Below are 23587 nucleotides of genomic sequence, written 5' to 3'. Positions count from 1 at the left end.
TCATTCGGCGCCCTTCAAATACCAGCCCCATGGCTCCTGGGTTGTGTAGGCGGTGATCTGCTTCGGCTCGAGGAAGTTGTTCAGGCCCCACGTTCCGAGTTCACGCCCGACGCCGCTTTTCTTAACGCCGCCCCACGGGGGTTCGAGGAAGTTCGGCTGCGAGCAATTGATCCAGACGACGCCCGCTTCAAATGCATCGGCGACACGTTCTGCGCGCTTCAGATCGCCGGACATAACCGCCGCGGCGAGACCGAATTCGCTGTCGTTCGCCAACGCCACGGCCTCGGCCTCCGTATCGAACGTCGTCACCGCGAGGACGGGACCAAAGATTTCTTCGCGCCAAATGCGCGCTGACGGCGTCACATCGGCAAAGATTGTCGGCTCCAGGAAATAGCCTTCGTTGAGATGCGAGGGGCGACCGCCGCCGGTCACAAGCGTCGCCTCGTTCTTTCCGGCGTCGATGAAGCCCAGCACCTTTTCATATTGCGTTTTGCTGACAAGCGGTCCGAGGAGTGTACCGGCTGCCATGCCGTCGCCGATCTTGATCTTCTTGGCTTCCGCCGATAGCCGGTCGATGAGCTTCGGCGCGATGCCCTTCTCAACGATCATCCGCGATGTGGCAGAGCAGACCTGCCCCTGGTTCCAGAAAATCCCGAACATCACCCATTCGACGGCCTGCTCGATGTCGGCATCGTCGAAGATCACGATCGGCGATTTGCCGCCGAGTTCGAGGCTGATGCTTTTGACGTCGCGTGCGGCGGCGGATGCGACCGCGATGCCCGTCGGCACTGAGCCTGTGAAGGCGAGCTTGCGGACATCGGGATGCGATGCGAGACGAGCGCCCGCGTCCGCGCCATATCCCGTCACGACATTCAACACGCCGTTCGGCAGACCGGCTTCGGCGGCGATGCGTGCGAGTTCGAGTGCGGTAAGCGGCGTATATTCCGACGGCTTCAGAACGACCGCGCAGCCTGCTGCGATGGCTGGCGCGACCTTCCACGTGGCCATCAACAGCGGGTAATTCCACGGCACGATGAGACCGGCGACGCCTGAGGGCATGTATTTGACGCGCGATTGAAAGCGCGCGTCGGGCACCGCGATGATCTCGCCCTGGCGTCCGTCCAATTCTTCGGCATAGGTCGCATAGAGATTGAAACAATACGCGGCGTCGCCGATATCCCAAAGGGCTTCGGGCAGCGGCTTGCCGTTATCCTTCACCTCGATTTCGGCGAGCGCCTGCTTTTGCTCTTCAATCGCCGCGCCGATCGCGCGAAGGAATACTGCCCGATCCCGGCCGGTCGTGCGCGACCATGGACCTGCCATTGCCGCCTTCGCGGCGGCGACCGCCGCGTCGACGTCCGCTGCAGTTCCAGCGGCGCAGCAATGGAAGATCCGCTCGTTCGCCGGGTTGACGACATCGAGGGTGCCCCCGCCCAGCGCGTCGCACCACTTTCCGTCGATGAAAAGCTTCGATTCCATCTCGGCTCCAGCTGAATGCGTTCGATAGCGGTTTTAAGATGCCTCGGCCAACGCGCCTTTGAACGCCTCGATGAAGATGTCGGCGTGCTCGCGAGTAAAGCAGAGCGGCGGGCGAATCTTCAAGACGTTGCCGTGCCCCCCGGCCGTTCCGATAAGGACATTGCGCGCACGCATGCCATTGACGATTTTCTCGGCAAGCGCGCGGTCGGGCTTGGCTGATGCCTTATCAGTGACGACCTCGACGCCGATATAAAGTCCGGAGCCTCGGACATCGCCGATGCGGTCGCCGTCGGCTCCGGCGATGCGTAGCTCCGAGCGCAGATAGGCGCCGGTCTCAAAGCTATTCTCCTGCAGGCCTTCGTCTTTTAGGACATCCAAGACAGCCAATCCCGCAGCGGCCGCGACTGGATTGCCGCCGAATGTGTTGAAGTAACCGGACCTCGAGCCGAACGACTCGAGCATGGCGGGTTTGACCGCGACGCCGCCCATCGGGAACCCGTTGCCCATCGGCTTACCCATCACGACCATATCGGGCACCAGTCCGTGGCGCTGGAAGCCCCACATCTTCTCGCCCGTACGGCCGAAGCCGGGCTGCACTTCGTCGGCGATGTAGACGCCTCCACCGTCACGAACCGCCGCGACTGCTTCGGCCAGGAAGCCCGGCTCGCCCGGAAAAACGCCATCGCTCGAAAAGATGCTATCGGCCATGAACGCGGCGAGGCGAATGCCCGCTTTCTCCATTGCCGCAATGGCCGCGCGAACGTCCGCGGCAAATTTCGATCCGATGGCATCGCTGCCGTAGCGATATGTGTCCGGCGCCGGCACGAGGAACACATAGGGCGGTCTCGGCTCGGCGCTGGCGGATGACGGCGATATCTCCGTCATCGAGGTGGTGTTGCCGTGATAGGCATTATCGGTGACGATGAAACCGGTGCCGCCGGTGACTGCGCGGGCAATGCGCAGGGCGAGATCGCCGCTTTCACTGCCAGTGCAGGTGAAGACGATGTTCGAGACGGGCTCTGGCATGGAGCCGAGCAGCCGTTCGGCGTAAGTGTAAATGTTGTCGTAGAGATAGCGCGTGTGCGTGTTCAGTGTGCCGAGCTGGCGCGATACGGCTTCGACGACGCGCGGGTGGCAATGCCCGACGGACGGCACGTTGTTATAGGCGTCGAGATAGCGGGTGCCGTCGGCGTCGTAGAGCCAGACCCCCTCGCCCCTGACGAGATTCAATGGGCGTTGGTAAAACAGCATCGAGGTCGGGCCGAATGTCTGTTTCCGGCGCTTGACGAGCTCTGTCACCTCGGGCGCGAGCGTGTCGGCCGCGTTCATGTCGAAGGCGTTGAGGTCGAGAATTTTTCGCGTAGCTTCCATAACGCCCCTTGGGCAAGCTCCTTGATCCTGCGCTGCGTATTCGCATCGATTTCGTTTAATATAGGGTACGCGGCCGACAACGGCTTGACCCTTCGCGGCTCAGTCTGTTCAGTTTGCGCTTGAGCGGCACGGCCGGTCGTGGTCTTGAGCCCGGAGACACGTCAACTTCGAGGCGGCTCTGGTCAAATCCCCTGACAGGGCTCAGGCTATCGTCACTTGATTGCAATCGCATCACCCATCGTTGAGAACGCAGCCATGACGGATGAATCGCACGCACGGCCAAATCGCTGGAAGCGGTTTTCCGATTGGGATGAACGCCCGCTCCGGCTCGACAAGTTCGCGGCGGAGGATGCCGCTAACGGCTTTGCGGCGTTCAAGAGTCCTTTCGATCCGAAACCCGGGTTTTCGCTTGCCGCGGGGGTCGTTGAATCGATGGACGGCATCGCGTCCCGCGATTTCGATATGATCGACTTTTTCATCGCGCGATATCACCTCGATCCTGAAATTGCGCCGGAAGCGATGGCGATGCCGTCGCTCGAAGTCGCGCGCATGCTCGTCGATATGAACGTGCCGCGCACGACGCTCGTGCGCTTGGCGCGCGGTATGACGCCTGCGAAGCTGGCGGAGGTGGTCGGTCACCTGTCGTCGCTCGAGATCGCGTTTGCCTACAGCAAAATGCGGGCTCGCCAGACGCCCGGCAACCAGGCGCACGTGACGAACGCGAAGGACGATCCGTTGCAGATGGCGGCGGACGCGGCAACCGCCGTAGCATTCGGCTTCGACGAAATCGAGACGACGATGCGGGTCGCTCGCAACTCGTGGTCAAACGCCGTTGCTTGTGCGGTTGGGGCCGCCGTCGGACGTTGGGGTACGCTCTTTCAGTGCTCCAGCGAAGAGGCTGAAGAGCTCAAGATCGGCATGGCGGGGTTTACGTCCTATGCCGAGACGGTCTCGGTCTACGGCACCGAGAAGAGCTTCATCGATGGCGACGACACGCCCTGGTCCAAGGCGTTTCTCGCGGCAGCTTACGCTTCGCGCGGCATCAAGATGCGGTGCACATCGGGCGCCGGCTCAGAGTTGCTGATGGGATTTCACGATCGCAAATCGTTGCTCTATCTCGAAGCGCGCTGCCTTTGCCTCCAGCGCGCAATGGGCGCGCAGGGCACGCAGAACGGCGGCATCGACGGTGCGCCCGTCACCTGCACCGTTCCCGGCGGCATGCGCGAATTGATGGCGGAAAACCTTATCGCCGTCTGGCTCGATCTCGAATGCGCGTCCGGCAACGATGCACGCGCGACGGAATCGGAGATCCGGGTCGGCGCGAAGATCCTGCCGTATCTCATTGCCGGGTCGGATCTCATCTGTTCCGGTTTCGGTTCGATCCTGAAGTACGACAATTCGTTCAATGCCTCGCTGCTCAACGGCGAGGAACTCGAGGATTATCTGGTTCTGCAGCGCGACTTCGAGGCCGATGGCGGGCTCACTCCGGTCGGCGAGACGCGCGTCATGGAACTCAGGGCTCGGGCCGTCGATGCGATCAGCGCCGTCCTCGAGGAGCTTCAACTAGCGAAGCCCACGAAGGACATGAAGCAGAGCGTCGTCGCGGCGTCGGGCTCGGACGAAACGCGGACGTTCTCGGGCCGAGACGTGGCGATGATCAGCGAAGCCATCTTTGCGCGATCGATTACGGTCATCGACGTTATCAAAGCGCTCGCAGCGCGGGGATTTACTGAGGAAGCCGAAAATCTTTTAAAGCTCGTGCGGCTCCGCGTCTCCGGCGACTATCTGCAAACCTCGGCGGTCGTTCGCGATGGGCGCATCGTCAGCGCGGTCAACAATCCCAACGATTATCAGGGTCCGGGCACGGGCTACCGTCTGACAGATGAGCGACGCGATGAAATCGTCGCCATTCGAGATGTGCTGACACGGCAAGAGGTGCTGAGGGTCGAGGCGACCTTCAGGCCCGCGGAAGTCACGCGGATTGCCTACAAACCGGTCGGCCCCGCCGCCACGACGCGCAATGAGCGGGAGGTGGTGATCGGCATCAGTCCTGCCTTCGGTGTGAAGCTTTTCCAAACGGTTGCGGGGCATCCGCTCTCTGCCATTCTGCGTGTGCTGATCGCGGGCATTACGGAAGGCGGAGGCACGGCTCGCGTCGTTCGCATGCGCCATACGGCCGATACCTCGTTCCTGGGGCTCAGCGCGGCAAGGCTCGCAGGCTCGGGGATCGGGATCGGCATTCAGGCGAAGGGCACTGCCGTCATCCATCAGAAAGACCGGCTGCCGCACAACAATCTCGAGCTGTTCTCGAATTCGCCGATCACGAAGCTCGAACATTACAAGCGCATGGGGCTCAACGCGGCCGCCTACGCGCTCGGCGAAATGCCCGAGCCTGTCATCGTGCCGACGCGGGGCGAAGCGATGGGCTCGCGTTACCATGCGCGGGTTTCGCTCATCTACGCGATCGAGACGGAAATGACGTCGGAAGGCGCGGAGCCAGAAGAGATCGACGTGACTTTCATCGGAGCCGCCGCATGACCGGGAAGCCTCTGACGGTTGCCGACTATCCGCTCGCCGAGAACCGGCCCGACGTCGTCGAAACGAAGGCCGGCAAGAAGCTGGACGACATCACCCTTGATGCCGTGATCTCCGACCGCGTGAAACTCGAAGATCTTCGGATCACGGACCGGGCGCTTCGCCAGCAGGCGGAAATCGCGACGGCTGCGGGGCGGCCGACACTTGCCGCCAACTTCGAGCGCGGCGCCGAACTCGTGGACGTGCCTCAGGATGTGATCATGCGGATCTACGAGCTGCTGCGTCCGGGACGGGCAAGCTCCAGGCAAGAACTCGTCGCGGCCGCGCGGGAACTTCGCGAGACCTACGGCGCTGAGGGCGTCGCGGCTTTCATCGAAGAGGCAGCGGACGTCTACGAACGCCGCTCTCTCTACAAAAAGCGTTTCTAAAGGGGCGGGCATGAGCTGGAAGACAGCCTATCGATCCATCTATTACGACGGCGCGCCGGAGCCAGATGATCCGGATCTCTCCAAGGAAACCACGGCCCTCCTCATAATCGACGTTCAAAACACCTATCTCGCCCGGCCGGACCGCGCATCACTTTCAGCGGAAGATCAGCGGCGGTACGATGCCTGGACGCCGTTCCACGACCGCATGCACAATATCGTTCTGCCGCGGACGCAGGAGCTGCTGGAAAGATTCCGGAAGAACGGCATCGAATGCCTGTTTGCCCGCATCGCCTGCCACACCAAGGATGGCCGCGACCGGTCGCTGTCGCAAAAGATGCCGGGCTGGAACAACCTGCTCTTGCCCAAAGACGAGGCGCCGTCGCAGATCGTGCCGGAGCTTGCCCCGGTGGGCGACGAGATCGTCGTCACGAAGACGACCGACAGTGCGCTGACCGGAACCAACTTGCGGCTGATCCTGACCAACCTCGGCATCAAAACCGTTGTGTGCTGCGGAATTTTTACCGACCAGTGCGTGTCTTCAACCGTCCGCAGTCTGGCCGACGAGAGCTTCTCGGTCGTCGTGGTCGAAGATTGCTGCGCTGCGGGTTCCGACGAGCTTCATCACAAAGAACTCGAAATCATGAACATGATCTATTGCCACGTCATGTCGAGTTCGGATCTCAACGCTCTGATGAAGCTAACCTAAACGGCTTGACTCGGCTCAGAGGGTCAAGTTTCCGTAGACGAAAGTCAAATCAACTTGGCGGCTGCGCGCCTACAGTGATTTTGTCATAGGGGGAACTGAATATGACGTGATCGACTGTTGAAACGCTCCTTCCGACTCGTGCTCGTCCATTGGCGAGCCCCCTTCGATCGCTTTCGTTCGGGCCCGTTTTTTGGGCAACAACATCATCTTTCGCCCACCAGGAGTGACAGGCATGTTTGACAGCAACCTCACGCGCCGGAACTTTATGAAAACGTCCGCGTCTGTCGCGGCGACGCTGGCCGCCAGCCAGATGGGTCCATTCTCACGGCCCGCATTCGCGGCCCGTGACAAGGAACTCAATATCCTTTGTTGGGAAGGCTATAACTCGGCTCAGGTGCTCGATCCGTTCCGCTCCTCCAAGGGCGCGACGGTCAAGGCAGAAAGCCTGACCAACGATCCGACGATGATCAACCGCCTGCGCGCCGGTGAGATCAACGTTTGGGATCTCATCAACGTCAATAATCCCTGGGCACGCAAAGTCATGTTGCCCGAGAAGCTGATCAAGCCGCTGGATCGCGCGAAGTTCGAGCCATACTTCGAAAAGATGCTGCCGCAGTTCAAGCCGCCGTACAAATGGGCGATGGACGACTCGGGCAAGGAATTGCTCGGCATGGCGCAGCGCTTCGGGCCATACTCTTTCGTCGTCAACACCGACAAGATCAGCCGGGCGACAGCCGAGGATCAGGGCTGGGATCTCTTCAACGACCCGAAGCTCGCGGGCCGCTTCGGCATTCTCGAATCCGACGACTGGAACGTGTTCGGCATCTGCTGCATCGCCGGCTTCAATCCGTACAAGCCGCACTCTGCTGAAGAAGTTGCAAAGTTCGAGGAAACTGCGAAGCGCGTTCTGAAGAACAAGAAGGTTGTCGGCGACATCGCGACGATGAACCAGGCGCTGGTGTCCGGCGAAATCGATTGCCACCTGACGGGCGGATCGTACTCCGTGTCTCCGGCACGTGCTGACGGTCACTTGAACCTTCGCGGCATCACGCCGAAGAAGGGACCTCTCGCCGGCGGCAAGGGCGGCATCGCGTGGATCGAAATCACGTCGGTCGTCAATAATCCGGAGAGCTCACCGCTCGCCGAAGCCTTCCTCGAATACGTGCAGGATCCTGTCGTCGCTCACACCGTTGCGTTTGCCGAGGGCACCTTCAACCCGGTCACCCAAATGGGTAATCCCGAGTGCTTCAAGCTCTTCTCGAAGGAGCAGCTCGACGCCATCCAGTGGGATAGCCTCGAAGAGGAAATGGCCGGATCCGTCGAGTACGACATCGTTCCCGATTACGACAAGTTGCTCGACATCTGGAACGCAGCGAAGAAGAGCTGAGCTAGTGCGCCGCGTCGTTACCTCTGCGCGTGGCGTATAACATATCGCATGGGCCTTCCGCCGTTGATGAGCGGAAGGCCCAAAGCATTTCTCATCGGCTTGCTTAAAGTTGGAACTCCTACGTTGACCGCAATGTCAAAGCCCATCCTGCAATTGAAGAACGTCCGTAAAGCGTTCGGCAGTCTCGCCGCCGTCGATGACGTCAATCTCTCCATCGGCGAAGGCGAATTCTTCACGATCGTCGGCCCCTCCGGCAGCGGCAAGACCACCTTGATCCGCATGCTCGCCGGAATGGAAAAGCCGACCTCGGGCGACATTCTGCTTCACGACAAGCGCATCAACGACACCCCGGCCAACGAGCGGCCGACCTGCATGGTGTTCCAATCGCTCGCTCTCTTCCCACACCGGACGGTGGGGCAGAACATCGAATTCGCGCTCAAGATCCGGAATGTCGATCCGGCCGTTCGCGAGAAGCGCGCCCGCGAGCTGATGCAGCAGCTGCAGCTTCCCGCCGACTATTACGGGAAGAACGTCACACTGTGCTCAGGCGGTGAGCGTCAGCGCGTGGCGCTTGCCCGGGCGCTCGCGTTCGACCCGCAAATCCTGTTCTTCGACGAGCCGTTGTCCGCGATCGATTACAAGCTCCGCAAGACGCTCGAGAAAGAGCTCAAGGACATTCACCGCCAAACCGGCAAGACGTTCGTCTACATCACGCATAGCCTCGAAGAAGCGATGGTGATGAGCGACCGGATCGGCGTCATGCGCCGCGGCAAGCTCATTCAAGTCGGCTCGCCGAATGAAATTTATTCGACGCCGCGCTCGCGTTTCGTCTCCGAGTTCATGGGTGACGTCAACGTCATTCCTGTTGAAGCCAACGGTGCGGGCTCTGTGCATTCGCAATCGCTCGGCGCGAGCTTCAAGGTTCCGCCGAATTCGATCGAAGCCAAAGCACAGTGCCTTGTCGTTCGGCCAGAATTCCTGCGCTTCCTCGACACTCCAAATGACGCGCAGAATTGCCTCAAGGGAATACTCTACAACGAGTACGCACTCGGCTCGCGCATCCAGTATCAGGTGCGTGTCGGCGAAAAAGTATTCCTTGTCGAGAAGCTGCGTCAGCAGCCGTTCAAGGGCTCGCTCGACGACGAAGTCCTGATCGGATGGGATCCGGAAAACGCTATTCTGGTGGCTGACGAATGAGCGGCACCAATTCGTTTCTTGCCCAGCCTGGGCGCCGTGCGGCCTTGCCGATCGTGGTTTTGCTGCTGCTCGGATTCATTGCGCCGCTTCTCGCTGTCGTCGGCTTCAGCTTCATGCCGCCCAGAACCTTCGGGCTCTGGCACGAGCCCACTCTCGAAAATTACGAGAAGATCTTCACCGACAACACCTACGTCTCGCTGTTGTGGTCGCTCGGCCTCGCATCGGCGACGGTCGTTCTGCTCGCGCTCATCTGCTACCCCGTTGCTTACGGTCTCGTCCGCGTGTTCGGCCGCTGGTCGACGGCGCTGACGCTGCTCTTCACCATCCCTCTCATCGTTTCGGAAAACATTCGTCTCTATGGTTGGGTTTTGTTCTTCATCAAGGGCGGCGTGCTTCCAGGCACGTTGAAAGCGCTCTTCGGCGTGGAGATGGGAGATTTTCTCTTTACTCCGGCGGCGGTCCTGTTCGGCATGGTCTACGTCTACCTGCCGTTCATGCTGTTTCCCATGACGCTCGGCATCGCGATGGTTCCGAACCAGATGCGCGAAGCTGCACGCGATCTCGGCGCTACGCGGTGGCAGGTTTTTCGCGAAGTCGAACTGCCGCTATCCACGCCGGGCTTGATGATTGGCTCGCTTCTGACCTTCGTGCTCGCGGTCGGCGCGATTGCCGAGGCAAAGGTTCTCGGCGGCCAGCGCATCATCCCCATCACACACGATATCGAGATTGCCTTCACGTACGCACAGAATTGGCCACTGGGCGCTGCGCTCGCAGTGCTGCTGATGCTGGTCGTCAGCGTGCTCGTCCTCATCGTGCTGAGGCGCTTCGATCTCGATCAAATTCTTGGAAAGCGGTAACGCGATGTCCGACAGCAATTACAGCGTTCGTCACATTCTGATCGGCGTCTGGACCGCCGCGGTTTTGCTCTTCGTGTTTCTTCCGAGCGCGACGATCTTGCTCGCTTCAATGACGGCCAGCCGCTACTTCACATTCCCGATCTCGGCTTTCGGCTTCGACTGGTGGACAAAAACCCTCAACTCACTTGAAGTGAGGTCGCTCGCCTACACGTCTTTGTCGATAGCAGCGGTCGTAACCGTCCTCGCGGTCGTGCTCGGCTTCTTCGGCGCGCTCGCGTTTGCCCGCTACGATTGGCGCGGACGGAAGCTCTATCAGAAGTTCATCCTTCTCCCGATCTTCTTTCCGCAATCGGTTCTCGGCCTCGCTCTGCTACTGTGGTTCAACGCCATGGGCTTTACGTTGTCGTGGAAGACCGCGGTGCTTGCGCACCTCGTTTGGATTGCCCCTGTGGTCACGCTGGTGATGGCGATCCAGGTCTACTCTTTCGACCCATCGTTGGAAGAAGCGGCGACAGATCTCGGCGCTTCGCGGTGGCAGACCTTCCGCGAGGTGACGCTGCCGGTTCTCATGCCTGGAATTTTCTCGGGCAGCCTGTTCGCTTTCCTGCTGTCATGGGGCAACTTCCCCCTGTCGCTATTTACGACGGGCGCCGACAACACGCTGCCCAAGTATCTCTACGCAAAGATGGTCGCCGGCTATACGCCCGGTGTGCCCGTGCTCGGAACGATCTCGACCGCGGCCGCTGCAATCGTTCTTTTCGGAGGTTACGCGGCGATGCTCCTGCTCACGCGCAACCGCAAATCCGCGGCTTAGAGATGAGCTCTCAATAGCTGAGACTTTAACAAGACCAACAACACGTCCCTGAGGAGATTTGTTCATGCTCACGTCTATCGCAGGCCGCTCCGTCATCGTCACGGGTGGGAGCAAGGGCATTGGCAAGGGTATCGCCCGCGTTTTCGCAAAGAGCGGTGCCAAGGTCGTCGTCGTCTCGCGTAAGCTCGCCGAAGCTGAAGCTACGGCGGAAGAGTTGCGCGCGGCCGGCGGCACGGCGATGGGTTTCGCCGCCGACATCACGAGCATGGGCGACTTGCAGGTGCTCGCTGAGGCGACCGCCAGAGCTTACGGCGGCATCGATATCCTCTGCGCCAACGCCGGCATCTTTCCGCAGACCAAGATCGAGGAGCTGTCGCCGGAAGACTGGGATTTCGTTTCCGACACGAACCTCAAGGGAACGTTTCTGTCGGTCAAGGCCTGCCTGCCGTATCTGAAGAAATCGGATCAGGGCCGCATCGTCATCACGTCGTCGATTACCGGTCCTATCACGGCTTTTCCGGGCTGGGCTCACTACGGTGCGACGAAGGCCGGACAGCTCGGCTTCATGCGTACGGCCTGCATGGAGTTCGCGAAGTACGGCATTACCGTCAACGCTGTTCTCCCGGGCAATATCGCAACGGAAGGTCTCGCGGCCCTCGGACCTGAGTATGAGAAATCGGCGGCGGCTTCCATTCCACTGCAGAAGCTTGGAAAGGTCGAAGACATCGGCTACGCGGCGCTGTTTTTTGCTTCCAAAGAAGCCGCCTACATCACCGGGCAGACGATCATCGTCGACGGCGGTCAGATCCTGCCCGAGAGCATGGATGCGATCGCGCAGGCCTAGCGCATTGCGTCAGGTCTTCGAGAAGTCGATTAGATTTGGCTGCGTAAAACCTCCGCGCGCAATGCGCGCGGAGAGAGTCCCGTCCATCGGCGGACGGCGCGGCTAAAGGCCGAGAGTTCGGAATAGCCGACGAGGAACGCGATTTCAGAGAAAGAGAGTTGGCGCTGGCGCACGTATGACAGCGCCAGGTCTCGCCGCGTGTTCTCGACGAGCGTGCTGTAGCTCAGGCCGTCGTAGTGAAGCTCGCGCTGAATGGTCGAGAGAGGCAGACGCAGCTCGGCGGCAACGCACTCGATTTGCGGAAAGCCTTCGGGAAGCCTCGAGCGGACGGCGCTGCGAACACGATCGGTGATGCTGGAGCGGACGTCGCGACGTTCCGAAAGCCGTTCGAGGCACAGCTTCATTGCGGACATGAGCCGCGGATCGGCTGCCGGCATAACCTGCTTCAGGATTTGTGGGCGGAAGACGATTGCATTCGTCGGCTGCGAGAAAAACGCGGGAGCTGCGAAGGCGCGTTCGTGCTCACGCCAACCTTCGGGCTTCGGATGCTCGAAGTGAACTTCCTCGGGCGCCCAGCTCTGGCCCATCGCTTCGCGAATGAGATTGAGGAACATGCCGAGCGACAATTCCGCGTCCTGCCGGCGTTCGACGATTTGTGGCGCGTCGATGCGATATTCGAGCCTGACCAAGCCTTCGGGCGACGTATTCAGCGCCATCGACGACGACTGCTGGTGCAGCGGAAAGAGTTCGACGAGCGTTTCGAGTGCAACGCCGAGGGACGGAGCCGAAAGCGAGGCATATCCCCAGAGGCCGAGGTCTCGCGGATCGAAGGCGTTGCCGAACCAGAGGCCGAAGTTATCGTTGCGCGTGATCCGCGCGCTTTCTTCGAACAGGCGGCAGTAGGAGTTGAGGCTCAACTGCAGCGTCGGTGAGCCGGCCATCTCAGGTGAAATGCCGGCGCTGCCGAAAATTCTATCGACGTCGCCACGCTGGCGCTCGATGAACTTGACTAAACCGGTCGCGGCAGAAGCCAGCACGGACGGATCCGCCCCCTTCCCGATGGGGGAAGCGGCGCCACTCGCTGCGAAGTCGATAATGCCGAGTCCCATCGTTTCCTGGTGAGCAGGTGCCAATATCCCAGAGAAAAAGGCTAGCAGAAGCGGCTCGCGGGTCAACCGTCATGCGCGGTGAATTATTCGGCAATTAACGGCCGAGACTGCATATTTGCGGTGCAGCATTCAGCCAAAGAGACGACCCAGAATGCCCTTCTTGGGGGGTGCGGCGGTGTCTTTGGCGGGATTGCCATAGCGGGAGAGGTATTGCTCGCAAAGCGGGATCGAACTCGCCGTGTATGCGACGCCCATCGATTTGGCGAGCTCCGTTTCCGAATGCGACCCGATCCACGCGACGAGCAGAAGTCTGCGGAGCATGACAAACGTCGCGATCTCGTTTTCTTCCACTTCGCTCAGGGTTCCGACACGGCGATAGCCGCGCACCCAGGCTTTCAGGAGCTCCGGCACCTCGGGCTCGTGCTCGAAGAATGAAACGGTGGTCGCGCAGTCGTAAAGAAGCCAGGAGAAGCCGCAGTCGTCGAAATCGATGACCTTAACGGTCGAGCCATCCATCAGCAGATTGGCCAAGCGCATATCGCCGTGCACGAGATTGAAGCGATCGGGTGACTGGCCGAAATTCTCGAGCCGCTGCTTGATCAGCGCGACGGTTTCGGTGATGGCCGCAAGCGCTTCCGGCGTCATTCCCATACCGTCTTTCCAGGAGCCCCAATGGGGACGACTGCCGAGACTGGTCTCGAAGTCCCAGGAGAAGCGTTCGAACCACGGGGGCCGCTGCCACTTGCGAACATGCGCATGCATGCGCGCCGCGGTCTCACCGAGCAATTCGAAACCGGCGACGTCGGACTGCGCCGGCTCGGATCCGTTCTCCCACTGAAACAGCACGACGTTGCGCGCGTTCGGCAGACCTTCGGCCGCCACTGTCTGGATAAATTCGCCGTCGAGGCCCCTCACCGCCGTCGGGGCTGCAACGCCACCATTTTCGCGAAGGGCGGACAGCCACGCGAGTTCCGAAGCAATGCCGGTTCGCGAATGATAGCCGTCGCGATGGACGCGCAGCGCCCACTTTTGTCCCGCACCGGTTTCGACGCGGTAGGTTGCATTCTCGGAGACGTTGATCAGCTTGACCGTGCAGTCATCGGCAAGACCGTAGCGCCTCACTGCGCGCTCAGCCAGGACCTGCAATCGCTGCAGCAGTTCTTCGTGTGTCAGCTCATCAGTGCCCGTCATACCCGGCTTTGGCTCCCAAGCGCTTCATTGAGGAGCGGCCTTGCGACCGCTTCTCGATTTTTGAAAACACTACGGGGCGACGGGAAAGCGAACTTGACCTCGCCGCCGCGTCAGTTGACAGCGTGAGCCGGGCATTTTGCTGCTGCTCTGCGAAAGCGAACTACAGCTTCACCATCACGTGACGCGGGACGGTGTAATCTTCGAGCGCGTACATCGAGAGATCCTTGCCGTAGCCCGACATTTTCACGCCGCCATGCGGCATCTCGCTGACCAGCATGAAATGGGTGTTGACCCAGGTGCAGCCGTACTGCAGCTGCGACGCAACCTTCATGCCCTTCGCGATGTCTTGCGTCCAAACGGAAGACGCCAATCCATAATCGCTGTCGTTGGCCCAGGCGATTGCTTCATCGGCATCGTCGAACGGCGTGATCGAGACGACGGGGCCGAACACTTCCTTACGCACGATCTCATCGTTCTGCGTGGCGCCTGCCAGCAGCGTCGGCTCGAAGAAGAAGCCTTTGCCTTCTGCGGGCTTACCGCCGGCTGCCATCGTGATGTGGTTTTGCAGGCTTGCCCGTTCGACGAAGGACTGTACGCGGGATTTCTGCGCGGAAGAGATCAACGGGCCGAGGTCGTTCTCATCGTCGTTGGCCTGGTTGTACTTCAGGCTCTTCACGGCACTCGAGAGATCGGCAACGAGATTGTCGTAGACTTTCTTGCCCGCGTAGATGCGGCACGCGGCAGTGCAGTCCTGACCAGCGTTGTAGTAGCCAAAAATCTTCACGCCCTCGACGACGGCCGAGATGTCCGCATCGTCGAATACGATGACTGGCGCTTTGCCGCCGAGTTCAAGATGCGTGCGCTTGATGTTGGTCGCGGCTGCTTGGAGCACCTTCTGACCGGTTCCGATGCTGCCCGTGAGCGACACCATCGCGACCTTCGGATGATTGATCAGCGCGGAGCCAGTCGTTGCGCCCTTACCGACGACGATGTTGACGACGCCTTCAGGGAAAATATCGGCAATGATCTTGCCAAGCTTCAGGAGCGTCAGCGGTGTCTGTTCGGAAGGCTTCAGAACAATGGTGTTTCCGCCAGCGAGCGCCGGGGCGAGCTTCCATGCCGCCATCATCAACGGATAGTTCCAGGGTGCGATGGAGCCGATGACGCCGACTGGATCGCGGCGGATCATCGATGTATGGCCGGCCATGTATTCACCAGCGACGGGGCCATGCATATTGCGAACGGCACCGGCGAAGAAGCGGAAACAATCGACGATCGCCGGCATTTCATCCTGCAGGACGCGGATGCGCGGCTTTCCGGTGTTCAGCGCTTCGAGCGTCGCGAAGCTTTCGGCGTCGCGCTCGATCGCGTCGGCGAGCTTCAAGAGGAGTGTTGAACGTTCGGCGACCGTCGTCTGCGACCAAGCCTTGAAAGCCTTATCGGCGGCTATGACCGCAGCATCGACCTGCGCGGCGGATGCATCCGGCAGATTGGTGATGACGTCTTCCGTCTTCGGATTGACGATGGGTTCCGGCGCGTCTGTTCCGGCGACGAACTCAGAGCCGATCAGCATATTCGTGTCGAGCATCTTATCCTCCAGTATCAAGTCCCGTTACTTTGAAGAACCGCCGGTGTGCTCGCCTTCTCGCGTCAGATAGTAGGCCGCGAGGATCGGCAGCAACGTTACGACGAATACGAAGACGGCGACGACGTTCGTCACCGGCCTCTGTCGTGGTCGAATGAGTTCACCAAGCATCCAAATCGGCAGCGTCGTTTGCTGGCCGGCCGTGAATGTCGTGACGATCACCTCATCGAACGAGAGCGCGAACGCCAGCATTCCGCCGGCGAGTAGCGCCGTACCGATTTGCGGAAGGATGACGTGGCGGAAGGTTTGGAAAGCGTTGGCGCCGAGATCCATCGAGGCCTCGACAAGATTTCCGTTCAGCCTGCGAAATCGCGCGACCGCGTTGTTATAGACGACGACGATGCAGAACGTCGCGTGGCCGAGGATAATCGTCCAGACCGAGAACGGTATGCTCATGATGTCGAAGGCGGAGCGGAGCGCGATGCCGGTGATGATGCCGGGCAGCGCGATCGGGAGGACGAAAAGAAGCGATATCGTTTCGCGGCCGAAAAAGCGCGTACGCGAAAGTGCGGCTGCCGCGAGCGTCCCGAATATCAGGGCGAGCACCGTCGCAATGGCCGCGACTTGCAGCGACAGATAAAGCGGCGGCCAGATATCCGGCCGCGACGTCCACGCGATTCCGAACCATTTTGTGGTGAGGCCGGGTGGCGGAAACTCGAAGCTCTTTTCCTCCGTCGTGAAGGCGTAAAGAAAGATCAGCGCCAGCGGCAGATGGAGGAACAGCAGCCCGGCAATTGCCGCAATCCGCAGGCCAAGCGGCGTCGTGCGGTTGGCGTTAGAGGACATCGAATGCCCCCATGCGTTTAGCCATCCAGAGGTAGACCGCCATGATCAGCATCGGCACGACGGTGAAGGCTGCCGCGAGCGGGATATTGCCGGCGGTTCCCTGCAGCGTATAGACGGCTTGGCCGATCATGAGACGCGAATTGCCGACGATCTGCGGAATGATGTAGTCGCCGAGCGTCAAGGAAAACGTGAAGATCGATCCGGCGACGATGCCGGGAAGTGCGAGCGGGAAAATCACGGTCCGGAATGTCTGGCGAGGATCGGCACCGAGATCGGCAGAGGCCTCGATGAAGTTCACGGGAACGCGCTCAAGCGCCGCCTGTGTCGGCAGGATCATGTACGGCAGCCAGATATAAACGAAGACGAGAAACGTGCCGAGATAGCTGAACGACAGTGATGGGCCGCCGACGACGGGCAACTCCAAGATGCCGTCGAGCAGCCACCTTAGATGCAGCACGTTGGCGAACCACGTGATGATCCCCTCTTTGGCGAGGATCAGCTTCCAGGCATAGACCTTGACGAGATAGCTCGACCAGAGCGGCATCATCACCGCGAGATAGAAGAGAGCCTTGGTCCAGCCGCGCGCGTATCGCGCCGCGTAGTAGGCAATCGGGAACGCGATGATTGCACTCGTGATCGTGACGAGCGTCGCCATGAGGACGGTGCGCAGAATGATCTGCGCGTTCGACGCTTCGAACAGCTGCTCGTAGGTGGCGAGTGTGAATTCGTGGACCACCAAGCCCGAAAAATCGTCGAGCGAATAGAAGCTCTGCAGCAGCAGGGCGAACAGCGAGCCGATGTAGACGACGCCAATCCAGAGCAGTGGCGGCGTCAGCAAGAGGAACGTCAGGAGTTGGGGACGCGCGAAGAAGATGTCCGAGATCGCGCCGCCGATCCCCCTTTGGCGTTCTGCAACGGCGGCGGTCACGCGCTCTCTCCCATCGCCACCATTGCGGATTTCGGCCAAATGAGAGCGACGCTGTCGCCCTTGCGAACGTCGGTTCCCGCCTGTGTCGACGCGATGAGCGCCAGTTTCTCAGTCGCGACCGTGATGCGCGTTACCGCGCCCTGATAGCTGATTGCGGTAACGATCCCTTTGGCTTGCGCGCAGGCTGCCGGGACCAGGGCATTTTGCGACGCGATCTGGATCTTCTCGGGCCGGAGGCTCGTCCAAGCGGCTCGTCCGCCGTGAGCCGCCGCGAATTCGGGCGACAGCACGTTCGATGAGCCAACGAAATCGGCCACGAAGCGTGAGGTCGGGCGTTCGTAAACGTCGGTGGGCGTGCCGACCTGGACGATCTTGCCTTCATTGAAGATCGCGACTCGGTTGGCCATCGACAGCGCTTCGCTCTGATCGTGCGTCACGAAGACGAACGTGATGCCGAGCTTGGTTTGAAGCGTCTTCAATTCTTCCTGCATCTGCTCGCGCAGCTTCAGGTCGAGGGCGCCAAGCGGCTCGTCGAGGAGGAGAACTTTCGGTCCGTTGACCAATGCGCGCGCGAGTGCAACGCGCTGGCGCTGTCCGCCCGAAAGTTGCGCGGTGCGGCGGATCTCGTAGCCACCGAGTTTGACCATCGCGAGGGCGTCTTTCGCCTTCGCTTCCCGCTCGGCTTTTCCGACGCCCTTGATCATCAAGCCGTAGGCGACGTTCTCGCCGACCGTCATGTGCGGGAAGAGCGCGTAGTCCTGAAACACCGTGTTGACGTTGCGCCTGTAGGGCGGGACGCCGTCGGCGCGTTCGCCGAAGATTTCGATGTGGCCTTCGTCGGGCTGCTCGAAACCGGCGATGAGACGGAGACACGTCGTCTTTCCGGAGCCGGAGGGCCCAAGAAGGGCGAAGAATTCTCCCGGCTCAATATCGAGAGAAACGCCGTCGACGGCGCGCACGGAGCCGAAGCGACGGGATACGTTTTGAAAGCGAACTGCTGGGGACATGAAACTCATCGGATGCCTGCGGCCGGCCAAGACGGCCGACCGCAGGGAGTGTGATTACTTACCGAGAATGGCGATATAATCTTTCGCCCATTGCGAATAGGGCACGCAAGAGCTTTCCTTCTCGCACTTCGCCGTCGGCGTGCGCCAGAACCAGATTTTATCGAAGTTTTCCGAGCCATTGGTCGCACAGCCCGTCTCCGTCAGCAAAGCGTTGCCCTTACAGGCGGCCGGTACTGTCGGTACCGAACCAAACCACGAGGCCAGATCGCCCTGGAGTTTCGGATTCAAGGAATGCTCGAGCCACTTGTACGCGCAGTTCGGATGCTTTGCGTCGACGTGCATCATCGTCGTATCGGCCCAGCCGGTGGCGCCCTCTTCAGGAATTGTCGAGGCGATCGGCTTTTTGTCGGCCTGCAGTAGGTTCACCTGATAGGGCCAGGAGGACGACGCCACGACACCCTCGTTCTTGAAGTCGTCGACCTGCACGGTCGCATCATGCCAATAGCGGCCGATGAGAGCGCGCTGCGACTGCAACAACGCGACGGCCGCAGCGTACTGCTCCTTGTTCAACTCGTAAGGGTTCTTGATGCCGAGCTCCGGCTTCTTCTTGCTCAGGTAGAGCGCAGCGTCAGCGATGTAGATCGGACCATCATAGGCCTGCACGCGGCCTTTGTTGCTCTTGCCGTCGGGAAGGGTCTGTTCCTCGAATACCACCGACCAAGTCTTCGGCGCTTCCTTGAAAACGTTTGTGTTGTAGGCAAGGACGTTCGGTCCCCACTGATAGGGAACGCCGTAATGGACGCCATCGACGGTGTGCCAAGGCGCATTCTGCAGCCGCGGATCGAGCGTCTTCCAGCTCGGAACGAGATCGATGTTGATCGGCTGAACTTTCTTGCCTGCGACGAGCCTCAGCGAGGCGTCGCCTGACGCCGTGACCAGATCGAAGCCACCCTGGTTCATCAGCGTGACCATCTCATCGGATGTCGCCGCCGTCTTGACGTTGACCTTGCAGCCCGTTTCTTTTTCGAAGCCAGTCACCCAGTCGTAATTCTTGTCCGACTCGCCCCTCTCGACATATCCGGGCCAGGCTACGATATCGAGCTGGCCTTCTCCTTCGCCGACGGATTTGGCCGGGTCGCCCCAGACGGCAAAACTGCCGACCAAGAGAAACGCTCCGGACGTAACAAGTGTCTTCCGGCTGGGCATCATGTGTGCTTACTCCTCCGATTGCCACGCCAAGATCAGGGATCGGAGTTTCACCCCTTGTTCCCCATCACCGCGCATACCTTGTTGATGTTAGTTTAGTAATTGCGGTCGCGCCAGGGACGCATGATCGATCTATCGAACGAAAAGCGAGGGTTGAATAGAGTTTCGGCAGCGCGGCCTCCACCCGCCAAAATTTTAGTCCCAATTTGCAAAGGGACTCAGCATATTGGCTGCGGTCACGATTGGTTTTAGCGTAGGATTTTACCAAACGGGGCGTTCAACTGGCAGGTTTGCCGGAGGCGGCGTCCGGCGTAACAAACCGGCGGATTGGTTTTTGAATTGCGGAGCGGGAGCGAATGACGGTCATTAAGATCCGCATCGACTTTGATGGCGATCGCTACATTGGACACGGTCGCATCCAACTTCTCGAGTTGATCGGTCAGCACGGTTCCATTTCGAAGGCCGCGAAGGCCATGGACATGTCGTACAAGCGCGCCTGGTATTTGATGGACGACTTCAGCGCGCTGTTCACCGACCCGTTGATTGAACGCCAGCACGGCGGTCGCGGCGGTGGAGCTGCAAAGCTGACGCCGTTCGGCGCCGACCTCGTCCGGCAGTATCGCGACATGGAGGCGAAAGCGCTCAGCGTCTTCGCAAAGCCGCTGGCGTCGATAGAAAAGCACCTTGCTCGAAACCAGAAGAGCGATACGAAGCCGGCGAAGAAATCGCCACAAGCAGCTCGCGCTTAATCCTGGGTTACGGACCCAGCGCCTGGTTGACATCGCCGGTGGCGACGACGCGACCGGCTCTGAGGCGTATGACGCGCGATGCAAGCCGCCGCACTTCATCGACGTTATGGGTGACGTAAACGATCGGAACGGCAAACTCGTCGCGGATCCGTTCGATCAGACCCATGATCTCGCCGCGGCGGGCGTCATCGAGCGCGGAAAGAGGTTCGTCCATCAGCAGAATGCGCGGCGAGGACATGAGGGCCCGCGCCAACGCAACGCGATGCCTTTCGCCGCCCGATAGCGTCGCGGGCCGCCGCTTCAGCAGCGCTCCAATGCCGAGGACATCGACGATCGTCTCGAACGGCAGCCCCTGTTTTTCCCGACGGTTGAACCACTGCCCGAACTTAATGTTCTGCAGCACAGTCAGATGGGGAAAGAGTTGCGCGTCCTGAAAGACGAAGCCGACGCGGCGCTTGTGCGGGGGAATGAAGATTCGTGCGGCCGTGTCGGTCAGCACGTTCCCGGCAACGACGATGCGACCGTTCTCGGGCTTCTGGATGCCGGCAATCATATTGAGGATGGTCGACTTCCCCGATCCTGAGGGACCGAACAAAGCCGTCAGCGCGCTATCGCTTTCGAAGGCAACATCGAGAGTGAAGTCCGGTCGCTTTTGCAAAGCGCGGACGCTCAGAAGTGGTTTCAATTCCTTCATTCGAATACGGCGATACGCTTTTGGATACGGCGGTTCAACACTTCCGACACGATGAGCGCCACCATTGCGATGACGATCGACACCAACGATAGCCGAAGTGCCTGAGCCTCGCCGCCGGGAACTTGCGTGAAGGTGTAGATCGCTGAAGGAATCGTCTGCGTTTCGCCCGGGATGTTCGAAACGAAGGTGATCGTGGCGCCGAACTCGCCCAGGGCCTTGGCAAAACAGAGAATGGCGCCGACGAGAATTCCGGGGAGCGCCAACGGCAATGTGACAAGGAAGAACGTCCAGTACGGGTTGGCGCCGAGGGTACCGGCCGCCTTCTCAAGCCTGCGGTCGATGGCTTCGAACGAAAGCCGTATGGCTCTCAGCATCAACGGAAAGCCCATGACGCCGCAAGCGAGTGCGGCGCCGGTCCATCGGAAGGAAAACGTTATCCCGAAGAGATCGTAGATTCCCCTTCCGAGCGGACCCTGCTTGCCGAACATCAGCAACAGAAAGTAACCGGTTACGACGGGCGGCAGAACGAGCGGCAGGTGCAGGACGCCATCGACGATGATCTTCCCCGGAAAGCGCCACCGCGCCAGCGCATAGGCGGCGAGAAGCGCGACCGGCAGGCCGACCAGCGTTCCGACGGTGGCGACCCGCAGACTGAGTTCAATCGCCTTCCACTCGTCGGGAGAAAATCCAAACACTGATCCGCCTCTCGGTTCGCCGCTCAGTCGTTCGATCCGTTGCTACTTGAGGATCGAGAACCCTTGCTTCCTAAAGAACGCCTGGGCTTCCGGCGATTTCAGATAGTCGATGAAGGCCTTGGCGGCGTCGCCATTCTTGGTCGCGCCGATGACTGCAACCGGATAGATGATCGGCGGGTGTGAGTCTTCGGGAAAGACGTCGACAATCTTAACTTTGGGCTCCGCCACGGCGTCGGTTTCGTAGACGATGCCCAGCGGCGCTTCGCCCTGCGCGACGAGCGCGAGTGCAGCACGGACGTTGTCGGCTTGCGCGACTTTCGGCTCGACGGCTGTCCACACGCCGAGTTTTTCCAAAGCTGCCGAGCCATACTTTCCGGCCGGAACCGACTTCACGTTCGCCATCGCAAGATGACCATCGCCGAGCGCTGCAGCGATCGGGAAATCCTTGCCGATCTTGAGCGAGGCGGTGCTTTCCTTCGGTGCGATCAGAACGAGGCGATTGCCCAGAAGATTGAAGCGCGAGTCATCCTTGATGAGCTTCGCCTTCTGGACGTAGTCCATCCAATCGAGGTCGGCCGAAACGAAGATGTCGGCCGGTGCGCCCTGCTCGATTTGTTTCGCGAGCGCGGACGATCCGGCATAGGAGATGACGACCTTGTTGCCCGTGCTTTTCTCATACGCCGCCGCGGCGCCATCCAATGCGTTCTTGAGGCTGGCCGCCGCAAAGATGGTGACGGTCGTCGTGTCAGTCTTCTGGGCCTGAGCTTCGACGAAAAGCGCCGAAACCAGCATGATGCCGGCCAGAGCTATCTTGAGTGATAGACGCGAAAAATTGAACGCTGCCTGCATTGCGGACAGTTCCTTTTGCCGATTCCGATATAGCCGTAAGGATATCTAGCTTCCGAGCGTTTGCAACTGGCGTTTCGTGACACTTTGCCGGAAAGCAACGGTCGGCATCCGGCGCAACGGTTCCGGGCCCGGTGCGGCTTGATTTCAAACCGGCGGGACGGGCTCGAATTTTACCGGAGCTTGCGGCGCGGTATTGACGCTCAAAGCGAACACGTCGGGCCGCGCATAATGTCCGACGACGTCGAGATCGTATTTGCCACGCGCGATCATTCGCCGATCGAGTTCGGCGACGCGAACGGAGGGTCCATCGAAGTGGGGCGCCAACAGGACGTTTCCAAGTGGATCGACGATGCAGGAGCCGCCACGGATCAGAACGGCGGGCGGTTCGCCGTCGAGCAGTTCGCTAAAGGATTGCGGACAGTCCGCGCGCGAAAGGTATTGGCTAGCCGAGAGCACGAAGCAACGGCCTTCGAGTGCGATCATGCGCATCGTCGGCAACCAGGTTTCGCGATCGTCGACTGTTGGCGCACAATATATTTCCACGCCCTGCGCATACATGGCCATGCGTAGAAGCGGCATGTAGTTTTCCCAGCAGATGACGCTTCCAATCCGGCCGATTTCGCTATCCACGACCGTCAAGGTGGAACCATCGCCCTGGCCCCAGACGATCCGCTCCAACGCCGTCGGCATCAGCTTTCGATGCTTCCCGAGAAGACGACCATCCGGTCCGAACATGAGCGCCGTGCAGTAAAGTGTACCGCCGTCTCTCTCGATGATACCGATCACGAGATGCATGCGAGACGTTCGCGCCATCTCGCCAATCAGAGCGCACTCCGGCCCGGGCACGGCGATCGCGCTTTCAAAATATCTGCGGTACGCATCGCGGCCTTCGGGGCTTCGCATTCCAAGGCGCGCGCCGAAATCGAGACCCTTGGGATAGCCTCCGACGAATGCCTCTGGAAACACCGCGATGTCAGCTTTTTGCCCGGCGGCTTCGCGCACCAGATTTTCGAGCCGCGCAAGGGTGGCTGACGTATCGAAAAGAACAGGCGCCGCCTGAACCACGGCAGCTCTGACGACCGGCTTTTCCATATGCGGGCGTTCCATTTC

Annotated in this window: 22 protein-coding genes; 9 read left to right on the top strand and 13 right to left on the bottom strand. The window is 60.3% G+C overall.

Annotation, left to right across the window (positions count from 1 at the left end):
* Together G359_RS05375 and G359_RS05370 are read right to left on the bottom strand one after the other, a co-directional pair.
* Positions 1–1479: an aldehyde dehydrogenase family protein gene (locus G359_RS05375; RefSeq protein WP_045835294.1), complete on the bottom strand. Its 1479-nt coding sequence runs from the start codon at positions 1477–1479 to the stop codon at positions 1–3.
* Between the two features lie 33 nt (positions 1480–1512).
* A complete protein-coding gene (locus tag G359_RS05370) occupies positions 1513–2850 on the bottom strand; it encodes an aminotransferase class III-fold pyridoxal phosphate-dependent enzyme (protein ID WP_052699194.1) in 1338 nt (445 codons plus the stop codon).
* 255 nt (positions 2851–3105) lie between these two features.
* On the opposite strand from G359_RS05370, the gene G359_RS05365 reads away from it, so the two are divergent.
* The 8 genes from G359_RS05365 to fabG all read left to right on the top strand — a co-directional run bounded on the left by G359_RS05365 (position 3106) and on the right by fabG (position 11618).
* Positions 3106–5388 (top strand): propanediol/glycerol family dehydratase large subunit, encoded by a 2283-nt coding sequence (locus tag G359_RS05365; RefSeq protein WP_045835293.1) that lies wholly within the window; start codon positions 3106–3108, stop codon positions 5386–5388.
* The gene (locus G359_RS05360; protein WP_045835292.1) at positions 5385–5813 is read left to right on the top strand and encodes a diol dehydratase small subunit; all 429 of its coding nucleotides are present in this window, start codon (positions 5385–5387) and stop codon (positions 5811–5813) included. The genes G359_RS05365 and G359_RS05360 overlap by 4 nt, the downstream gene beginning before the upstream one ends.
* A gap of 10 nt (positions 5814–5823) precedes the next feature.
* Positions 5824–6519, top strand: a complete 696-nt coding sequence (locus tag G359_RS05355; RefSeq protein ID WP_045835291.1) for a cysteine hydrolase family protein — start codon at positions 5824–5826, stop codon at positions 6517–6519.
* A 232-nt stretch (positions 6520–6751) separates the two neighbouring features.
* Entirely contained in the window at positions 6752–7906 is a 1155-nt protein-coding gene (locus tag G359_RS05350; protein WP_082072812.1) for an ABC transporter substrate-binding protein, read from the top strand.
* 132 nt (positions 7907–8038) lie between these two features.
* Positions 8039–9103 (top strand): ABC transporter ATP-binding protein, encoded by a 1065-nt coding sequence (locus tag G359_RS05345; protein ID WP_045837678.1) that lies wholly within the window; start codon positions 8039–8041, stop codon positions 9101–9103.
* Positions 9100–9960: an ABC transporter permease gene (locus tag G359_RS05340; RefSeq protein ID WP_045835290.1), complete on the top strand. Its 861-nt coding sequence runs from the start codon at positions 9100–9102 to the stop codon at positions 9958–9960. Before G359_RS05345 ends, G359_RS05340 begins: the two co-directional genes overlap by 4 nt.
* Before the next feature lie 4 nt (positions 9961–9964).
* Positions 9965–10774 (top strand): ABC transporter permease, encoded by an 810-nt coding sequence (locus G359_RS05335; protein ID WP_045835289.1) that lies wholly within the window; start codon positions 9965–9967, stop codon positions 10772–10774.
* Between the two features lie 64 nt (positions 10775–10838).
* Complete coding sequence (fabG, locus tag G359_RS05330) at positions 10839–11618, top strand: 3-oxoacyl-ACP reductase FabG (RefSeq protein WP_045835288.1); 780 nt, start codon at positions 10839–10841, stop codon at positions 11616–11618.
* 29 nt (positions 11619–11647) lie between these two features.
* Here fabG and G359_RS05325 read toward each other — a convergent pair whose 3' ends face one another.
* From G359_RS05325 to G359_RS05295, 7 genes are all read right to left on the bottom strand, one after another.
* Positions 11648–12727, bottom strand: coding sequence for an AraC-like transcriptional regulator QhpR (locus G359_RS05325; protein WP_045835287.1), 1080 nt, complete (start codon positions 12725–12727; stop codon positions 11648–11650).
* Between the two features lie 129 nt (positions 12728–12856).
* Complete coding sequence (locus G359_RS05320) at positions 12857–13918, bottom strand: phosphotransferase enzyme family protein (RefSeq protein WP_045835286.1); 1062 nt, start codon at positions 13916–13918, stop codon at positions 12857–12859.
* A gap of 160 nt (positions 13919–14078) precedes the next feature.
* The gene (locus G359_RS05315; protein WP_045835285.1) at positions 14079–15506 is read right to left on the bottom strand and encodes a gamma-aminobutyraldehyde dehydrogenase; all 1428 of its coding nucleotides are present in this window, start codon (positions 15504–15506) and stop codon (positions 14079–14081) included.
* 24 nt (positions 15507–15530) lie between these two features.
* Positions 15531–16349, bottom strand: a complete 819-nt coding sequence (locus G359_RS05310; RefSeq protein ID WP_045835284.1) for an ABC transporter permease — start codon at positions 16347–16349, stop codon at positions 15531–15533.
* Positions 16339–17277 carry an ABC transporter permease gene (locus G359_RS05305; protein WP_156150673.1) on the bottom strand — a complete coding sequence of 313 codons (939 nt, stop codon included), beginning with the start codon at positions 17275–17277 and terminating at the stop codon, positions 16339–16341. Before G359_RS05305 ends, G359_RS05310 begins: the two co-directional genes overlap by 11 nt.
* Positions 17274–18284, bottom strand: a complete 1011-nt coding sequence (locus G359_RS05300; RefSeq protein WP_045837676.1) for an ABC transporter ATP-binding protein — start codon at positions 18282–18284, stop codon at positions 17274–17276. Before G359_RS05300 ends, G359_RS05305 begins: the two co-directional genes overlap by 4 nt.
* A gap of 54 nt (positions 18285–18338) precedes the next feature.
* Complete coding sequence (locus tag G359_RS05295) at positions 18339–19493, bottom strand: ABC transporter substrate-binding protein (protein ID WP_045835283.1); 1155 nt, start codon at positions 19491–19493, stop codon at positions 18339–18341.
* A gap of 353 nt (positions 19494–19846) precedes the next feature.
* On the opposite strand from G359_RS05295, the gene G359_RS05290 reads away from it, so the two are divergent.
* On the top strand, positions 19847–20239 hold the full coding sequence (locus G359_RS05290) for a winged helix-turn-helix domain-containing protein (protein WP_045835282.1): 393 nt from the start codon (positions 19847–19849) through the stop codon (positions 20237–20239).
* Positions 20240–20246: 7 nt separating this feature from the next.
* Here G359_RS05290 and modC read toward each other — a convergent pair whose 3' ends face one another.
* From modC to G359_RS05270, 4 genes are all read right to left on the bottom strand, one after another.
* On the bottom strand, positions 20247–20933 hold the full coding sequence (gene modC / locus G359_RS05285; protein WP_045835281.1) for a molybdenum ABC transporter ATP-binding protein: 687 nt from the start codon (positions 20931–20933) through the stop codon (positions 20247–20249).
* The gene (gene modB / locus G359_RS05280; RefSeq protein ID WP_045835280.1) at positions 20930–21628 is read right to left on the bottom strand and encodes a molybdate ABC transporter permease subunit; all 699 of its coding nucleotides are present in this window, start codon (positions 21626–21628) and stop codon (positions 20930–20932) included. The genes modC and modB overlap by 4 nt, the downstream gene beginning before the upstream one ends.
* Before the next feature lie 42 nt (positions 21629–21670).
* Entirely contained in the window at positions 21671–22477 is an 807-nt protein-coding gene (modA, locus tag G359_RS05275; protein ID WP_052699193.1) for a molybdate ABC transporter substrate-binding protein, read from the bottom strand.
* Between the two features lie 144 nt (positions 22478–22621).
* A complete protein-coding gene (locus tag G359_RS05270) occupies positions 22622–23584 on the bottom strand; it encodes a carbon-nitrogen hydrolase family protein (RefSeq protein ID WP_245279935.1) in 963 nt (320 codons plus the stop codon).
* Positions 23585–23587 lie beyond the last annotated feature (3 nt).

This window comes from Hyphomicrobium sp. 99 (assembly GCF_000384335.2).
Lineage (GTDB): Bacteria > Pseudomonadota > Alphaproteobacteria > Rhizobiales > Hyphomicrobiaceae > Hyphomicrobium_B.
The sequence above is the reverse complement of the archived record's forward strand: the minus strand, read 5'-3'. Positions and strand labels throughout refer to the sequence as shown.

Excerpts from the sequence above, each read along its gene's own strand:
- G359_RS05375 (WP_045835294.1), bottom strand. The coding sequence starts at position 1,479 with ATGGAATCGAAGCTTTTCATCGACGGAAAGTGGTGCGACGCGCTGGGC.
- G359_RS05370 (WP_052699194.1), bottom strand. The coding sequence starts at position 2,850 with ATGGAAGCTACGCGAAAAATTCTCGACCTCAACGCCTTCGACATGAAC.
- G359_RS05365 (WP_045835293.1), top strand. The coding sequence starts at position 3,106 with ATGACGGATGAATCGCACGCACGGCCAAATCGCTGGAAGCGGTTTTCC.
- G359_RS05360 (WP_045835292.1), top strand. The coding sequence starts at position 5,385 with ATGACCGGGAAGCCTCTGACGGTTGCCGACTATCCGCTCGCCGAGAAC.
- G359_RS05355 (WP_045835291.1), top strand. The coding sequence starts at position 5,824 with ATGAGCTGGAAGACAGCCTATCGATCCATCTATTACGACGGCGCGCCG.
- G359_RS05350 (WP_082072812.1), top strand. The coding sequence starts at position 6,752 with ATGTTTGACAGCAACCTCACGCGCCGGAACTTTATGAAAACGTCCGCG.
- G359_RS05345 (WP_045837678.1), top strand. The coding sequence starts at position 8,039 with ATGTCAAAGCCCATCCTGCAATTGAAGAACGTCCGTAAAGCGTTCGGC.
- G359_RS05340 (WP_045835290.1), top strand. The coding sequence starts at position 9,100 with ATGAGCGGCACCAATTCGTTTCTTGCCCAGCCTGGGCGCCGTGCGGCC.
- G359_RS05335 (WP_045835289.1), top strand. The coding sequence starts at position 9,965 with ATGTCCGACAGCAATTACAGCGTTCGTCACATTCTGATCGGCGTCTGG.
- fabG (WP_045835288.1), top strand. The coding sequence starts at position 10,839 with ATGCTCACGTCTATCGCAGGCCGCTCCGTCATCGTCACGGGTGGGAGC.
- G359_RS05325 (WP_045835287.1), bottom strand. The coding sequence starts at position 12,727 with ATGGGACTCGGCATTATCGACTTCGCAGCGAGTGGCGCCGCTTCCCCC.
- G359_RS05320 (WP_045835286.1), bottom strand. The coding sequence starts at position 13,918 with ATGACGGGCACTGATGAGCTGACACACGAAGAACTGCTGCAGCGATTG.
- G359_RS05315 (WP_045835285.1), bottom strand. The coding sequence starts at position 15,506 with ATGCTCGACACGAATATGCTGATCGGCTCTGAGTTCGTCGCCGGAACA.
- G359_RS05310 (WP_045835284.1), bottom strand. The coding sequence starts at position 16,349 with ATGTCCTCTAACGCCAACCGCACGACGCCGCTTGGCCTGCGGATTGCG.
- G359_RS05300 (WP_045837676.1), bottom strand. The coding sequence starts at position 18,284 with ATGTCCCCAGCAGTTCGCTTTCAAAACGTATCCCGTCGCTTCGGCTCC.
- G359_RS05295 (WP_045835283.1), bottom strand. The coding sequence starts at position 19,493 with ATGATGCCCAGCCGGAAGACACTTGTTACGTCCGGAGCGTTTCTCTTG.
- G359_RS05290 (WP_045835282.1), top strand. The coding sequence starts at position 19,847 with ATGACGGTCATTAAGATCCGCATCGACTTTGATGGCGATCGCTACATT.
- modC (WP_045835281.1), bottom strand. The coding sequence starts at position 20,933 with ATGAAGGAATTGAAACCACTTCTGAGCGTCCGCGCTTTGCAAAAGCGA.
- modA (WP_052699193.1), bottom strand. The coding sequence starts at position 22,477 with ATGCAGGCAGCGTTCAATTTTTCGCGTCTATCACTCAAGATAGCTCTG.
- G359_RS05270 (WP_245279935.1), bottom strand. The coding sequence starts at position 23,584 with ATGGAACGCCCGCATATGGAAAAGCCGGTCGTCAGAGCTGCCGTGGTT.